Origin of the sequence: Methylovirgula sp. (assembly GCF_037200945.1) — a bacterium.
In the GTDB taxonomy this organism is placed as follows: domain Bacteria; phylum Pseudomonadota; class Alphaproteobacteria; order Rhizobiales; family Beijerinckiaceae; genus Methylovirgula.
Genome location: NZ_JBBCGP010000001.1, coordinates 1,429,389 through 1,445,512 on the forward strand (window position 1 = coordinate 1,429,389; position 16,124 = coordinate 1,445,512).

Below are 16,124 nucleotides of genomic sequence, written 5' to 3' on the forward strand. Positions count from 1 at the left end.
GCTGGCGCGCTAAAGGACTGAAGGCTGATGGACGCAACGCCCGAGATGCAAAGCAAGCGCGCGCCGTACGGAATCATTGGGCTCTGCCTGAGCATCGTCGCGGCAATCGTCCTTACCCTTATCGTCATGGCGGCCGCGGCTGCGGCGGTCTATTTCGGCGACGCTGCTGTGCACGGCATGGGCGATGCGCGGACAAAAGCCCGGGCCGTTCTGTCGGCTCTACAGATCGACGATCAATTCAGTGCCGCGCGGCTGGCGCTCGGGATTTTCTTTTACGTCGTAGCGCTGGCGTCCATTCTGGTGGTTGCGCGCTGGCGAGGAGGCCAGGATTGGCGAAGCCTTGTCGCCTGGTGCGCGCCGCTCTGGCCACTGCGTGACAAAATCCTGTGGGTGATCGTCGCGATCGGTTTGGTTTATGATTTGGTATCGAGTGCCGCACTCGCCCACTTCTATCCGCAGTCCAATTCCTGGCTTCAAATGCCGCACGGCCATATGGCCGTCGCACTGCTCTTTATCGTTGCGGTTATCGTCGCGCCGGTTGTCGAAGAGACCTATTTTCGCGGCTGGATTTTTACGAGCCTGCACCAGAGTTGGGGCCGCTGGCCGGCCGTGATTATTTCGGCGCTGCTGTTCGGGCTGGCGCATTATGAATCGACGCATCTTTATGCGCTCGCGGTTTTTCCGCTCGGTCTCATCCTCGCGGCGCTGCGCGAGCGAACCGGAAGCGCGGGAACGTCGATGCTGTTTCACGCGGCAAACAATTTGATCGCCGTGTTGTCGGCGGCCGCGAGCTCAACTTGACCACCTTTTAAGACACGGACCGATGCGACATTCCGAAGCTCAATATCTCGATCTGCTGGAGCAAATCCTTGAACATGGAGACCGGCGCGTTGATCGGACCGGCGTCGGAACACTCTCGATCTTCGGCGCGCTGACGCGCTTCAATCTTGCCGATGGCACGGTGCCGATCCTCACCACGAAGCGCGTGTATTGGAAGACCTCGGTCAAAGAGATGCTGTGGTTTCTGACCGGCGGTACGAATATCCAGCCGCTGCTCAAAAGCAATGTCCGCATTTGGACCGATTGGCCGCTGGACCGCTATCGCAAAGAAACGGGCAGCGCGATCTCGCAATCCGAATTCGAGCAGAAAATTATCGATAGCGATGCCTTTGCGGCGCGCTGGGGCGAGCTCGGGCCAGTCTACGGCAAGCAATGGCGGCGCTGGCTCGGGCCGGAGGGAAAGGAGCACGACCAGATCGCGGCGCTGATCAAGACGATCAAGGCAAATCCGTCGAGCCGCCGCATGCTGTTCCACGCCTGGAACGTGGCCGAGATCGATCAGATGTCGCTGCCGCCGTGTCATATGGTCTATCAATTCTATTGCACACAGGATGGCAGGCTGAGCTGCCTACTGTTCCAACGTTCAGGCGACCTGCTACTCGGCGTCCCGTTCAATTGGACCGGCGGCGCGGCGCTACTGCTGATGATTGCGCAACAGACAGGCCTGACGCCCGGCGAATTCATTTGGGTTGGCGGCGATGTGCATCTTTATCTCAACCACATCGAGCAGGCGCGCACCCAATTAGAGCGCACGCCGCGACCATGGCCGAAGATGCGATTACGACGCAAACCCGACAGCATCGACGATTATCGCATCGAGGATTTCGAGGTTGACGACTACGATCCTCACGCCGCGATCAAAGCCGACGTCGCGGTCTGAAACGCAGCTTTGGATCGCCCACGCACAACCGGTGTCACGAGGCCTCGTTTGCGACCTATGGGTTGAAGTAATAGTTGAAGCCGAGGCGCGCGGCCCCGCCCATATAGTGCGCGCTTGTGGTGGGAAGCGCTGAGTTCGATTTTCCGAAAATGCTCGTGATCGAAGGCGAGGACGCATAAGTCGCGGAGCCGAGGTCGTAGAGCAGATATTCGGCCTTGACGCTCATGTTCTGGCCAAACATCCATTCAAGACCGCCGCCGCCGGCCCAGCCGACCATAAGTTTGTTGACGATGCCCACTGCACCCGTGGTCTTCGGCGCGACGAGAATTGGGCCGGCCCATTGCTGGTCGATGAAGGTGCTCGAGCTTGTTTCGCCATAGGCCAAGCCGCCGGTTGCGTAGGCAAGAATGTCCGGATGAAGGAAGAGGCCCAAACGGCCGCGCAAGGTACCGAGCCAGTCCAATGCCATGGAATTGTCGACACGGGTGGTCAGGCTAAAAGTACTCGCCAGCGTGCCATTGGAGAAGACATCGTTCTCCCCATAACCGCCGTGACCTCTGGCGCCGGTGCCGTCTATGTCGGCTTCGATGCCGACGAGGCCGCGGTTGAGCTGAAGATTGTAGCCGACCTGCGCGCCGCCGGCGAAGCCGTTCGGGATCGAATTCGACCGGCCGGGAATCGCGCCCGCCGCGGCCGGAGCGAGGCTTGTCGTGAAGCCCTCTGTGCTGAGCTGTTGATCAAGAGCCGTCGAGCCGACAGCAGCGCCGTTGGAGGCGTGCGAATTCAACCCAGATGAATAGCCACTGTTCAATCCGGCATAGAGCCCCGTCCAGACCGGGCCGTCGTCCACCGGATCCTTCGTATTCGGCAAGCTATGTTCTGGCTCTGCACCGAAATGATAGTTCAGTCCAACCCGGATGATATGGCCGTCGAAGTGCGCGGAAGAACTGGAGCTTACGACATTGGTAAAGCCGAGGGCATCAGTCGTGAGTGTCCCGGACGTAAAGGTCGCCGAACCGAGATTGTAATAAAGATATTCGCCCTTCACGCTGAGCCCTGGCGCGAACATCCATTCGAGACCGGCGCCGGCCACCCAGCCGAGCCGCGTCGCGGAATAGTCGCCGAGAGCCACCGAGGAAGACGCGGTCGCGGCAAAAGGTCCAAGAGATGGATCGTTCCAGCTCTGCGTGGCGCGTGTGTCGGCGCTGACGCCGCCATAGGCCAGACCGCCGGTCACATAGGCGAGCAATTGCGGCATCGCCATCATACCGATGCGGCCGCGGACCGTTCCGAGCCAATCCAGACTCTTCCGGTCGTCGAAGTCGGTCGTGGCGGTCTCCGTCACGCCGGCAACCGTGGCGTTGGCCATGCGCGACGACGTTGAAAGTGTGGATTGCCCCACACCCTGGATGTCGGCTTCCGCACCGAGCAACCAAACGTCGTTGGTGAGATTGTAGCCGACCTGGCCGCCGCCAATCGCCGAGTTTCCGAACGCGGGCGCCGAGCCGGTGATGTTCGCTGCCGAGACGGGCGCGCCATTGCCAAAGAAGCGCGCGTCGGCAGCGTTGGAAACGACGCTGCCGGTCGAAGAAATTTTTGGGCTGCCATCGATGGCATAGCCGGCATTCAGACCTGCATAGAAGCCGGAAACGCCAAAGTTTGCCGGCATTCCGTCAGATCGGCGTTCAAGTCGATCAGGCGGTGCGACAAAGGGGTTTGTCGAGTCGGTCATTTGATAAAGGAACGAACCGACATAGCCATCGCGCGAGAAAGGCATATTGGATGTAACGTGCGCGACTTCGAGATTGAGCGTTTCGTTGAATGGCCAGCCGATGATGCTGGCATTGGTTCTGACGCCGAAGCCATAGGAAAGCGCATGAATGGCCGGGTTTAACCCAGGAATGTCGGAATCGAGGCGGCCACCGCCATAGGCGCCGAAGACATAGGGCGAAGCGATCGCCCCACCGCCCTGAAACGGAAGTGGAGTCGGTCGTTGCAATTCTCCGCGCGCGACGCCACCACGATCGACGTAAACCGTTCCGAGACCGAAGCCGGACAAAACATCCGGCCCTGCAAGCTGTAGCTGTTCCGCCGACATCAGCGGCCTGCCAAAGGCGGTTTGTGCACGGCCCAAGCCCGCAAAGACAAGACCCTCGGGCAGCGGCTGGGAGATACGAATTTCGCCTGCGAGTTTGTTGAAGTCCGGGCTCGCACCTGGCTGAGAAAGCGGCACGAGGGCGTCGCCGGAGACACCGCCTAAACCATGCGTATAGAGCAACGCACTGACGGCTTTGCCGCCCAGGGCCCATGGGAAATTGACATCCCATTCGCCCGCCACGCGAATATCTTCATATCGGTCGTGATAGATATCGAAGATGGATTCGCCGGCGGGCGTCACAATATTCGGCGCCGGTGTGAGATAGCCGACGTTATCTGTAAAATCGAAACCTAGCTGCGCGCGAATTGTTTGCTGGGACGATAACAACAAAGGATAATTCGCTCGCAGCGATGCGCGCTGGTATGTGCCTTGAAGACCTTCGGATGGTGGGGCCGTGGGCAAGAATTCTCCCGGCGACGGTGTCGGCGCGACGCGCGATTGCGCGTAACCTGCCCCGAGCGTGAAACCGTCCGGCCCGACTGGCACGTTGCCGCCAAGGCTGAAGGCCTGTGACTTCGCGCGCCCATCGAAGAATTGTCCGAAGTCATCCGTCGACGATGCGTCCGCGTGAATTGTCTCGCCGTAGCCCAATGTATTGTTGAGCGTAAAGCCGGTCGAGAAGAGGAACGTCCCGTAATTACTGGGCAAATAATTGTCTACGCCAAAGAAATAACTGAACGGCTTGAGCGTTGCGCTGACGACCAGCACCACGCCGTCGGGCTCGGTGCCGAGTCTTGTTTGCGTACTGCCGGTTACTCCCGGAAGATCACCAATCAAGAGAATATGGCGCTGAATCTCTGCAAGGCGGATGTGGCTGCGCCCGACAAGCGCCGCCAGCCGATTTCGTACGATATTGCGCAACTCTTGCGGAACACCGGAGAGATCGAGGCCTTCGATGAAACCGTCGATAATCGTGATCTGAATTTCACCGCGGGCGAAGGCTCTTGGCTGAAGCACGGCGTTGACGAGGGGATAGCCGGCATCGGCATAGGCTTGCTGCACGCTAGCAGCAAATTGATAGGCATCGGCCAAATTCAATCGCCGCCCATGAACGCCCGCCACCAGCCCCGCAGTCCGTCCCTGGAGGTCAGGAAAATCGCCGCCGATAACCACTCTTCTGATAAAAGCCCAACGTCGCTTCGCATCCGGTGGAATGGTCTGCGGTGCGCCAACCTGGACCGCGAGCGAGGCTGAAACTGCCCCGCCACCACCCACGCGCAGCCGCTCCGGCGCAAGGGCGGGGGCGACGTTTGCAACAGGGCGCGAGGCTTGCTGTGCGGAAGCCGGCGCAGCAATTGACGCCCACGCGGCTAACGCCAAACAGCACTTCGAAACGCTTATGTGCCCACCGGGCGAAATAATCTTTTGCACTCAGCAGCCTCGCTACTTGAGCGTGAAATGAACTTCCAAAAAACAACTAAGCGTAACAGCTTCTGCGGCTGAAATCCTCCTCCCGACTCTCTTTCACGAGGATTGTAGTATGTCGGCAACATGGAGTGCGCATTGCCCTGATGCGATGCGGTAATAAATTGAAATTCCAATCGGATCTGGGTGCCCGGATTCTGGTCATCTGCAGTTCAGGGTGAAATACGGGGGCCGTGCCCGACGGGTTGATGCGCCGCGTTGCTTTTTAATTCCCAGGAAATCTCCGGGATACCTGCGTCTCCCGCACCGAGCGGCCGTCGCTTTTGTGCGGTTCATTCCTTCTCCGAAAGATTGACGCACCCACCCGAATTTCAGGACCGCATAAACTTTGGCTTAGCCGGCGGCTGAATTTAGAGAAAGCGGCACATCGAATAAGTAAAAGTATTAATAAGCTTATATATTTTAGATTTACCTAGATAAACTTAATTCTCAAATTATATAAATGATGTAATACGTAATAAACCAATATATAAGTAGAAATAAACCGCATTACATAAGTATAGTTTTTTCATGATGTGGATCGAAAGCCGCGTCATAGGCAGCGCGAATGACTTTCAACGCGCTATTTCAGCCACCGTTTGGGAGACATCCATGAAAAAGCTTCTTCTCGTTTCTGCTTTTGTCGCGCTTTCCACGAGCGCAGCTTTTGCCGGCGCCTTCAATGTTAACAACGCATTTGTCGGTCAGTTCGGCTTCAGCCAGGTCGGCGTTGTCGAACAAGGTGGTTTCGCCAGCCACAACAATGCCCTGATCGGCCAGGCCGGCGGCGGCAACGAGTCCGGCATCCAGCAGGGCGGCGCCTTCAACCACAACAACGCGGCCACGCTTCAGTTCGGCTTCGGCAACGGCGCCATCATTACCCAGAACTAATTCCGCATGAAGCGCCGCCCTCAGGCGGCGCTTCTTCAAGCACCTTACCGGACGCCGGAAGTTGGACATATCGCGCATTGGGAGCGTTGACATGAAAAAGCTGGGCTATATCGGCGTCTTTACGCTTCTTGGAATTGCGTCGATATCGACGGCAGGGAGCGCCTCGGCTGCGGGATCGTTTGCTTATCCCGCCGGGCAGGTCGTGTACAATTTCACGTCCCCAGGTGTTTCGATTTATGGAGCGGTCCAGATTGGGGGAGCGCCCGTTTCGAATGTCGCTCAAAATAGCACCCATAACGTTGCCGCTGTTGGCCAGGTGGGCAACCAGCCGAGCACGACAATCACGCAGACCGGAACCCTCAATGCGGCGCATGTCACGCAAATCGGGCAAAGAAGTAATGTACTGACGATACAATTCGGCAATATCGAAAGCCTGTTAGCCAGTTATTGAATCCATTGAGGCCAAGAGCTTCGACTATCGCAGGTAGACAAGCCATGTCGCTCAAATTCCGCAAAGAATTGCTCGCCGTTGCGATAACTCTGGTCGCCGCCGTTTGGCTTTTTATGGGCAACGACGGCCTCGGGACGAATTCTGCGGCGGTTTTCCAAAGTGGTTCTGGCGACGGTGATGCGACGATCGAAATGAAACGATCGAACGGTTTGACTATCATCCAGCGTCATGACCGCAGCGGGAACAGCGCTACTATCATTCAACAGGATCACGACGACGGTTCTTCTAATTGAGATATTGTCTCTTCCCGATTGCCCCAACGATCGGAAAGCGGCCCGGCGCGCAGGCGGAGTACGGCCTGACGGGGATTTTGAGCTCGTGTCAATTGTCCGGGAGTCCCTTGCGTCGGGTTCGTTCAGAGCCTGAATCGGTTTCAATCCGGCCATTTTGCGTGACGAGGGCGTACGAGTTTATGAGTTGTCGGTCGCCCTGTTAAAGCGGGAATATAGCGCCCAACCCGATAACGGGTGGCGTTCGATTTATTCGAAGCGTTCGAAACTTCGGTCTCGATTCATACTTCCAGCCGCGCGAGCTCATGAAACTCATCCCACTCACAAATTGGCGGATCACTTCCGTGCGTTGCGATATTGCAATGCGACGCGATGCTGCGTGTGGTTCATTCGCCCGCGGGCAACAACGAGATTTCTTCCCGTATAATTTTTGCGGTCGGAACAGCGATCAAGGGGCAAAACTCGGTTGACTTAAGCTTGTGCTTCGTGTTAATCCCACGGTCGCAGAAATTTGATGTCTGCTTTCATATCGACACTTTTTTATCATACAGCTGCCTTATTTAATCGGGCTAGCACATTTCAGACTCTCGGGGGTGTGACCTTATAGCAACGTAGCTGCTAGTTGGGGAGTAGCGAGACGTTATGATTTATTCTTCTGATGAATTTCGGACGGAATTTGCCCGTCCCATGTCTTCTTTTGCTCAAACCACGCATCGCGCTGAGGCGCCTCAAGAAAGCTTTCGCGGACGGCCGAAGCTTGGCCTGATCGGCGTGAGCCCGCTTTTAAAAGAATGCCTGTTACGCGAATTTTCGGACCGCGGGTATTTTGAGACCGTGGCTTTTTCGGATGTCAACGATCACACATTGCAGAAAAGCGTTGCGTCCTATCATCTGCTCATGTTTTTCGCACAAGGCATGCATCCGAGTCGCGCGGTCGCAGTAGCCAAGACTCTTCTTGGCGAACTAGGTACCTGCCCGCCCTTTGCCGTCCTCGCAGATTCTGAGGATATTGATGAAGTTCTCGCGGCGTTTTCCCTCGGCGTATGTGCCTACATACCGACGAGCGTTAGCTTTGATGTCATGACCGAAGCGATAAAGCTCGGAATCGCCGGCGGCACGTATTACCCGACCTGTGTATTTTCGGTTTGCGCCCTTGGTAGAGAGTCTAAGCAGGACTCGATGTATGCGCTTACGCCAAGGGAGATTGCAGTTTTGGATGCGGTCCGGCAGGGACGGCCAAACAAAGTCATCGCACAGGAACTCGGGATCAGCGAAAGTACGATCAAAGTTCACGTGCATCGGATCATGAAGAAGCTGAAAGTACGAAACCGTACGCAAGCTGCAATGTGTGCCAGGAATTGAACGCGATCGCCGGAGCGCAATTGCGGCCGCTCGTAAATTTCTGATGTTCATGCTCCTACGCGCCGCCACGGAGACCTGTCTGCGGAGGACAAGGGCGGCGAATTCATCTTTGTCTCGCCCACTCGAGCAAGCGCGCAGATAGCTTTGGCGCGCGTCGCGGCGTCGCGAAGATGCGGCTGATTCGTAAACCCGACAGCATGGACACTTATCGCATCGAGGATTTCGAGGTTGACGACTGCGATCCTCGCGCTGTGATCAAGGCCGACATACCAGTCTGAAGCCGTGTTTCGCGCTTTGGAATCTGGCAAGTCTGTGCCGCCTTCGGACGAATAGTTCGAATTTTATACAATCGGTTCAGATCGAATTATCCCAGTTTTTTCAATGGGTTTAAACGTCCTGCACGTAATTGTCTCTGCGCAGGCTGGGCGACCGGCCGCGTAATTTCGCGCGGAGGCGCAATCGTCATGCGTATTGTTTCAAAGGGCGGCCGTGTTGCGTCGCTGGACGCCCGACGCAATTTCAATGCGTTCGCTGCGCTCCTCCTCGCCGTCATGTTGATATGCGGCATCCATCCGGCTCGCGCCGCCGAAGAAATCGGATTGGTCAATGCGGTCGGAATGTTCACGACGGAGGGTGAAAATCGGCAACAATCTTCGCCTCTCAAGATCGCCGCCGTCGACTTTGCCACCTATCCCCTGACCGGAATCGTCGCCGCGGCACCATCGAAGCCGAAGAGCCCGGCCGTCACAACGATGTTCGCCTCCGTCGCAGATCCGCAAATTTTCGGCACAGTATCGATCGCCGTATCCCATCTTGCCGTCGAGGCGCGCTGGCACGCGATTGCACCCATCGCCCCGCGCCAGCTTTTCGGTGCAAGCTGCAATGGCGATCGTGAGTTGTGCGGCTCGCCGCTTATGCATACTTGGGCGCAGCTGCGCGCCAGCTTTTCGGACAAGACCGCCTCGCCGGTGGAGATCCTGCGGCGCGTCAATGCCGAGGTGAATGCCGGCATCCGTTATCGCAGCGACACCGACAATTATGGCGTGCCGGATTATTGGGCGTCGCCAGCAGAAGTTGCGCGTCGCCATTCGGCGGATTGCAAGGAATTCGCCCTGGTCAAGATGTGGATGCTGGCGGCGCTCGGCGTTCCGAATGCGAACATGCGCATTGTCGTTGTCAAAGACCTCGAAAATGGTGAGGGGCACGCGATCCTGAGCGTCAGCCTCGGGCACGTTAACCTAGTCCTCGACAATCTAACGACCCGTGTGCGCGACGATCGGACGATCGCTCGCTATCAGCCGCTTTATTCCGTCAGCACGATAGGGAGCTGGATTCACGGCGTCCGCCGCAGCCAAGCCGTCTCGCAACTCGAAATCAAATCGCAAGTCGCCGATGCTGCCGTGGGCGACAGCAGCCTGCTGTCCGATTGATGGGCGGCGGGACGATTTATCTTGGGCCGCTATGCGGAGGCGTAACAGGATTGACAATTAACAAAGCGCAATTATTGTCGCGTGATTAACAAGCCTCTGTTCATGGCGACACTTGCAATGCGCGGATTTGTTCTTTTTACCGCGAACCTTTTTATTTTAGCTGGTCTTTCCGTGGCGACAGCCGCCGATCTCCCGCAAGGTTACCTGAGGGAAAGTAACGCCGGCTTCTGCGGCGGCAGCGAATATGGCGGGCCGGTGTCGCCCGCGGTTTTCGAATCCACCCGGCAAATCGTGTGGCAGCATCTGGCCCTCTCGATTGCCATCTCGCAAAGTCCTCGCGCGGCCTATGACACGTCGCCGCTGTTGATCTGGGCCAACGAGACGAAGAATTATTGCGGATTTGCGTCAGGTTTCTTTCGGACGGGCGAATTCGACGTCCAGACCATTTCCCAGTGTGAGTGCTTCTACTCGCTCATGCAGCAATACGTGACGCGCGGCGGCTATTAAGGCGGCCGGCACTTCTTTCATCGGTCTTGCGAAATTTGCCGGGCTTGCGTCACGCAACCGAGGCTGCTGTAGCCCGATTGCAACAGCTTGTGACAATGTTAACGCTACTGAGAAGTTTTGCTGGGCGAGCTTAAGCGTCTCCACTAACGTCGTTTCCTAACAAAAGGTTAAAAACGGACCTCGGGAAGTTTATTCCGGGGTTTTTCTTGGAAGCTATTGGTTGCTCTAGGCATTTGGGGTGGCGTGGTGCAGTCACATTTTTCTGCGCGAGTTCCGCGATTTCTTCTCGTTGGATTGGGAGCATCGTGGTTGTGCTTCCAGCCGGCGCACGCCATGAACCTGCGGGACGCAGTCTCGCTGGCGCTTATCTCCAATCCGCAGATCGGCCAGGCGATCCAGGATCGCGAAGCTCTCGAATTTGAGCTGAAACAAGCGCACGGCGAATATCTACCACGCGTCGATTTCGAAGGTTCCGTCGGCGTTCAAAAATACGATCGCCAGAATCCAAGTTCATCTGACATTTTCGGGTCGTCGCTGCAGGATATGTTCCAGCCCGATGAAGCCGGATTGGTGGTAACGCAGAAAATCTTCGATGGCTTCGCCACGATTGCCGACATTGAGCGCGAGGCTTCTCGTGTCGATTCAACGTCTTTCCGGGTTTGGGAGCGTTCCGAAAATATCGCGCTCGCCATCACGCGCGAATACATTCAGGTCCTGCTGCAGGCGCGGATCGTTCAGATTGCCGATCAAAATCTCAGCTTTCATCGCAATAAGGTCAGGGAAATTACCTCTGGCGTGAAGGATGGCACGCTCACCGATGCCGACCAGTTCCAGGCCGAAGAGCGCCTCACCGCGGCGTTGGCAAAACGCAAGCAGGCGGAAGAGGACCTGAGCGAGGCGAAGATACGCTTCTACACGCTCGTCGGTAAACCTCTCGACTCGTTGGCGCCGCTTCCCAATCTCAGCGGCTTCCTGCCACGCAACCTCGCGCAGGCGCTTGGTCATGCCGAACAGACCAACCCAACGGTTGCGATCGGTTGGGCCGACGTCGACGCTGCCGACGCGGCGATCTTGAAGGCGCGGGCGCAATATTATCCGGAAGTCTTTTTCGAGGGCCGTGCGCGCGCCGGCCATGATATCGACCTCAACCCGGGCCGGACGACCGATCTTTCCGCTCGGCTGGTCATGCGCTGGAACATCTATGATGGGGGCATGAAGGCTGCGGGCGAACAAGAAGAAATCCGTCGCGATAGCGAAGCCCGCCTGAAGCTCGACGAAATCCGCCGCGAGGTGGAGCAGGATGTTCGTCTTGCCTGGGACAAGCGGGTGCGAGAAGCCGATCTTCAGAAGACGTTCGCCACGCAGGCGAACCAGGGCGGTCAGGTTCTCGGTTCCTATCAAGATCAATTCAAGGTCGGACGCCGCTCGCTACTGGACGTTCTCGATGCGCAGAACACCCGCTTCAATGCAGCAGTTCTCGTAGCGGCTTCGCAATACGCATCGCTCTTCGCCGATTACCAGCTTCTGGCGGCGAATGGCGACCTGCTACGCGGCCTGAATTTGGCGCCCCCGCCGCAAGCCCAGGCGATTGCCCGCGCGCAGAATGGCGTGCCGACGACGGCCCCGGCGGAAATCGACGGGCGCTACTCGCCCGCGCGCCAGCAGACACCGTGGTAAATACTTTAATTTAAACTTCTTCCGCTCGGCATCCCGAGCGGAACCAGATTTGGCAGCAGCTTTGACGGACCTCTCGTACGCGGCTGAGAGAGCAACAGATCCCAGCACGCCGGACGATCTGCTGCTCTGTCTGCAGTTTCTTGCCCGAAACTATGAACGACCGTCGTCGGAAACCGCGCTGACCGCTGGTTTGCCGCTTGTCGAAGGCCGATTGACGCCGGAACTCGTGCCGACCGCTGCAGCCCGCATCGGTCTCGGCGCGAAAATTCTGAAACGGTCGCTCGCCGAGCTCACGCCCCTCTATCTGCCGTGCATCGTATTCACGAGCGCAGGGCGCGCGATCGTTTTGCTCGAATGCACGCCCACGACGTGTCGGGTCTATGCACCGGATTTCGATTCGATCATGGAGGCGCCGCGGGTCGAGATCGAACATCATTATTCCGGTCTCGCCATTACGATCACGCCGCTCTTCGGCCGCGGCGCGGTCGATCCCGGCGTTCCAACAGCGCTGCATCGCGGGCATTGGTTCTTCGGCTCTCTTGCGGTGCATTGGCGAAGTTTTGCATCGATCGGTCTTGCAGCGGCCATCATCAATATTGTCGGCATCGCCACGCCGCTCTTCACGATGAACGTCTACGATCGCGTGCTGCCGAATACGGCGATGGCGACGCTCTGGGTGCTCGCGATCGGTTTCGCCGTCGTTCTGACGTTCGACCTCGTTCTGAAAACGGCGCGGGCGCTTCTCCTTGATACGGTCGGCAAGGTCCTCGACATCGCGCTCTCCAGTGCGATCTTCGAAAAGATCATGAATACGCCGCTCGTGGCACGATCGAATTCGACAGGCGAATTCGTCAACCGCGTCACGCAATATGAATTTGTGCGCGAGTTTTTCACGTCGAGCACCATCGTGCTGTTCGTCGATGCGGCATTTGTTTTCGTCTATCTGATCGTCATCTATGCGGTCGCCGGCTGGCTCGTGGCCATCCCGATCGTTGCGATGATTGCGGTGGTCGGTGTCGGCGTGCTGCTTCAATATCTCGTTGGCGAAGAAATCGGTAAAGCCCAGACGGAGAGCTCGCTCCGCCATGCGATGCTCGTCGAGGCTGTCGGCGCGATCGAAACGATCAAGACCATGCGCGCCGAAGGTCAATTTCTAAGGCGCTGGGATCGGCTGATCCGCGTTGCCTCGGCGACGCAGGAGCGGATCAAGTCGATATCTTCGATGGGCGTCAACGTTACGCTGTTCTTTCAGCAGCTTGTGACGATCGGCATCATCGTCGCGGGCGCCTATCGCTTCGCGGATCGCGAAATTACGACCGGCGCCATTATCGCCGCGGTGATGCTGTCATCCCGGGCCGTCGCGCCGCTCACGCAAATTGCGCTAATGCTCACGCGTCTCCGTTACGCCATTTCCGCGATGAAGACGCTCAACGGCATTATGAATCTTCAGGACGAGCGCGTCGCGACCGAGAGTTTCGTCAATCGGGCCGTCGAACATGGCAAGCTCGAATTCCGCAATGTCGCATTTCAATATCCGTTGAATACGCGGCTTGTGCTCGACGGAATCAATCTCACGATATCGCCTGGTGAGAAAGTTGGCATCATCGGTAAGGTCGGTTCCGGCAAGACGACCTTCGGACGATTGGTGGCGGGATTCTACGCGCCGGCTAAAGGCGAAATCCTCGTCGATGGCGTCGATCTGCGCCAATATCATCCGCATGAAATCCGCAAAGCTGTCGGTTTAGTCATGCAGGATACCGATCTTTTCATCGGGTCGATTAAAGCCAATTTGCTGCTCGCCAATCCAAGCGCCTCGGATGCCGACCTCATCAAGGCTTGCAAGCTCGCCGGCGTCGACGATTTTGTCTCGCTCCATCCGCTCGGTTATGATTTGCCGGTCGGCGAGCGCGGCCGCAATCTTTCGACGGGACAAAAGCAGGCCGTTGCGCTCGCCCGGGTCTTGCTGATGAATCCGATGATTTTGTTTCTCGATGAACCGTCGAGTGCGATGGACCTTGCGACGGAACAAAACTTTCTGATGCGTCTCAAGCAGATGATGCGGCCCGATCAGACGTTGCTCATAACGACCCATCGCCACAGTATGCTTGAACTCGTCGATCGGATTATCATTCTCGATAACGGGCGCGTCGTCGCGGATGGAAGCAAGGCGAATGTCCTCAACGCGCTCAAGCGGCCGGCGGCGGCGGTCTGACGCTGGCCGCCGAATCCAAAATATAGCCGACAAGAAGCTTGGCGTCGTTTTGCGCAATGAGCGCGACCCGCGCTTTGCCTCTGAGAAGACGCGCATCGATCCGCAGCGTGTAGCCGCAGGTCAGTGCGTTCCCCGGCTTGCTGGCCAATAGGTCGATCAGCTTCGGGACCTCTGCATCGAGCGTCAGCAGAGCCGACGAAACGCCCCCAGGCGAAACGAGCGCGCCTGCAGCCGAGACGAAGTCATAGAATTCGCGATTATGATTGATGAGCTTGCGGCCAGAGCTGAGTACAAAGCAAGGGGAAGGTGCGGCAAGCGCGGCGTTGATCGAACTTCCTGCCTCGCCATGTTCTTGCAGTGCACGGCAACGCGCGACGAGAAACTCCGCGGCATGCACGCGCAAGGCCGAGCTTTGGTTGCGCGAATCGCTCCCTGCACGATCGATCGCTTCCTTGATGTAATCCGCGATTTTGATGTTCTTCGACCGCGCCGCATCACCCAGGACCTGCCAGAAAATTTCCTCAAGCCGGAAACTGGCCTTCCAGCCTTGACGCTTGAGGATGCGAAACTTCAAGGACGAAGCTGAGGCAGGTTCGTTGGCGGGAATTATCTCGGCTTTTGATTCCATCTTGAAAGTGACCGCCTGGGGACGAGTAAGATCAGCGCTCGGTCAGCGATTCATCGCGCGCCTTGAAAATGGGTTTCAGCAAATATTGCAGGATTGTCTTCCGGCCCGTCACGATATCCACCTGCGAGATCATCCCTGGCATGATCGGATACGTGGCGCCATTGTGCCGCAACGTGCTTTCGTCGGTCGCGACAAGGATGATGTAGAAGGTCTCGCGTGCCTTGTCGTCATAAACGCTATCGGCCGAAACCTGCTGGACGACCCCTTTAAGGCCGCCATAGATCGAGAAATCATACGCGGTGAGCTTTACGAGAGCTTTCTGCCCTGGCCGTACAAAGGCGATATCGCGCGGCTTCACCTTCGTCTCGATGAGAAGCTTGTCCTCAAGGGGAACGATGTCCATCACATGGCTGCCCGCGTTGACGAAGGCGCCAATCGTATTGGTGTCGAGTGTATTGATGATTCCATCGACAGGGGAGCGGATGTCGGTTCGCCGGTTATGCTCTTTGGCGCCTTTGATGGTCTCTCCAATGACGGAGAACTCGGCGCTCGCCTTGCTGAGATCAGCCAACGCATCGGATTGAATCTGCAACGCGGCATCGGCGAGATTATTGTTCGCCTCACGAAGCGCCGCATCGGTGCGCGCGATAACCTGCTGGTTTGCGGCTTGCTGCCCCTTCAGGTCGACGAGATCGCGTTCGACTTTCAAGAGGTCGGTTTTCGGCGCGATCCGCTTTTGCACCATCGGGCTGATCAGATCGAATTCCTGCTGCGCCAGACTCAGGCCCTGGGCGATCCGTTGGGCCTCGGACTTTGCCTCATTGAATTCGCGTTGGCGCTCCTCGATCTTTTCGCGAAGGGAGTCGAGCTTTTGGCTTTGTTCCGCGCGCCGGGTCTGGAGAAGGAGAGCTTCCGTTGCGCAGACATCGGCGGCGACGTTTTTAAGATCTTCGGGGCAGACATAAGGCGCCGTCTGGTTGCCCGTGCGTTCGATGTTGAGCCGGGCGATTTGGGCTTCGAGGCTGCGTGCCTTGGCCTCGTCTTCGCCGAGGTTGGACTCGGTCATCGTGTTGTCGAGGCGGATCAGCAAATCGCCTTTCGCCACGTGCTGACCGAGCCGGACGAGGATTTGCTCAACAACACCAGGCTCCGCGCTCTGGATTGATTGAATCTTCTGCGAGGGGATGACTTTGCCGTCGCCGCGAGTCACTTCGTCAATTTCGGCAAAGGCGGACCAAATGAGCAGAAACAGGAATAGAGCGCCGATGCTGAAAATCGTGAAGTTCGAAAGCCGCGCGAGCCGGCTTCCATCTCCAACCTGATAGAGATTCGTATCAAGCGCTTTATTCGGGAGCAAAAACACGGCGTCCCCTCCAAGGGAAATTAGATATAGC

13 protein-coding genes and 1 pseudogene are annotated in these 16,124 nt (G+C 57.4%); 11 read left to right on the forward strand and 3 right to left on the reverse strand.

Annotation, left to right across the window (positions count from 1 at the left end; genetic code table 11):
* Positions 1–27 precede the first annotated feature (27 nt).
* Positions 28–801, forward strand: a complete 774-nt coding sequence (locus tag WDN02_RS07060) for a type II CAAX endopeptidase family protein (RefSeq protein ID WP_337292812.1) — start codon at positions 28–30, stop codon at positions 799–801.
* Between the two features lie 22 nt (positions 802–823).
* A complete protein-coding gene (gene thyA / locus WDN02_RS07065; protein ID WP_337292813.1) occupies positions 824–1,720 on the forward strand; it encodes a thymidylate synthase in 897 nt (298 codons plus the stop codon).
* Positions 1,721–1,775: 55 nt separating this feature from the next.
* Here thyA and WDN02_RS07070 read toward each other — a convergent pair whose 3' ends face one another.
* The gene (locus tag WDN02_RS07070) at positions 1,776–5,198 is read right to left on the reverse strand and encodes an outer membrane beta-barrel protein (RefSeq protein ID WP_337292814.1); all 3,423 of its coding nucleotides are present in this window, start codon (positions 5,196–5,198) and stop codon (positions 1,776–1,778) included.
* A gap of 615 nt (positions 5,199–5,813) precedes the next feature.
* Between WDN02_RS07070 and WDN02_RS07075 the strand changes: the two genes are divergently transcribed.
* The 9 genes and pseudogenes from WDN02_RS07075 to WDN02_RS07115 all read left to right on the forward strand — a co-directional run bounded on the left by WDN02_RS07075 (position 5,814) and on the right by WDN02_RS07115 (position 14,102).
* Positions 5,814–6,173 (forward strand): hypothetical protein, encoded by a 360-nt coding sequence (locus WDN02_RS07075; RefSeq protein ID WP_337292815.1) that lies wholly within the window; start codon positions 5,814–5,816, stop codon positions 6,171–6,173.
* A 91-nt stretch (positions 6,174–6,264) separates the two neighbouring features.
* The gene (locus WDN02_RS07080) at positions 6,265–6,624 is read left to right on the forward strand and encodes a hypothetical protein (protein WP_337292816.1); all 360 of its coding nucleotides are present in this window, start codon (positions 6,265–6,267) and stop codon (positions 6,622–6,624) included.
* 44 nt (positions 6,625–6,668) lie between these two features.
* Positions 6,669–6,917 carry a hypothetical protein gene (locus tag WDN02_RS07085; protein WP_337292817.1) on the forward strand — a complete coding sequence of 83 codons (249 nt, stop codon included), beginning with the start codon at positions 6,669–6,671 and terminating at the stop codon, positions 6,915–6,917.
* 639 nt (positions 6,918–7,556) lie between these two features.
* Positions 7,557–8,276 (forward strand): response regulator transcription factor, encoded by a 720-nt coding sequence (locus WDN02_RS07090; RefSeq protein WP_337292818.1) that lies wholly within the window; start codon positions 7,557–7,559, stop codon positions 8,274–8,276.
* 170 nt (positions 8,277–8,446) lie between these two features.
* Positions 8,447–8,554: pseudogene (locus tag WDN02_RS07095) on the forward strand (thymidylate synthase); the annotation flags it as partial.
* A 186-nt stretch (positions 8,555–8,740) separates the two neighbouring features.
* The gene (locus WDN02_RS07100; protein ID WP_337292819.1) at positions 8,741–9,706 is read left to right on the forward strand and encodes a transglutaminase-like cysteine peptidase; all 966 of its coding nucleotides are present in this window, start codon (positions 8,741–8,743) and stop codon (positions 9,704–9,706) included.
* A 117-nt stretch (positions 9,707–9,823) separates the two neighbouring features.
* Complete coding sequence (locus WDN02_RS07105; protein ID WP_337292820.1) at positions 9,824–10,213, forward strand: hypothetical protein; 390 nt, start codon at positions 9,824–9,826, stop codon at positions 10,211–10,213.
* A gap of 333 nt (positions 10,214–10,546) precedes the next feature.
* Entirely contained in the window at positions 10,547–11,890 is a 1,344-nt protein-coding gene (locus WDN02_RS07110; RefSeq protein WP_337292821.1) for a TolC family outer membrane protein, read from the forward strand.
* Between the two features lie 49 nt (positions 11,891–11,939).
* Positions 11,940–14,102 carry a type I secretion system permease/ATPase gene (locus WDN02_RS07115; RefSeq protein ID WP_337292822.1) on the forward strand — a complete coding sequence of 721 codons (2,163 nt, stop codon included), beginning with the start codon at positions 11,940–11,942 and terminating at the stop codon, positions 14,100–14,102.
* Here the strand turns inward: WDN02_RS07115 and WDN02_RS07120 are convergent.
* Complete coding sequence (locus WDN02_RS07120) at positions 14,077–14,730, reverse strand: ribbon-helix-helix domain-containing protein (RefSeq protein WP_337292823.1); 654 nt, start codon at positions 14,728–14,730, stop codon at positions 14,077–14,079. The two genes, WDN02_RS07115 and WDN02_RS07120, sit on opposite strands and share 26 nt — an antisense overlap.
* 31 nt (positions 14,731–14,761) lie before the next feature.
* On the reverse strand, positions 14,762–16,093 hold the full coding sequence (locus tag WDN02_RS07125) for an HlyD family type I secretion periplasmic adaptor subunit (RefSeq protein ID WP_337292824.1): 1,332 nt from the start codon (positions 16,091–16,093) through the stop codon (positions 14,762–14,764).
* Between the last annotated feature and the right edge of the window lie 31 nt (positions 16,094–16,124).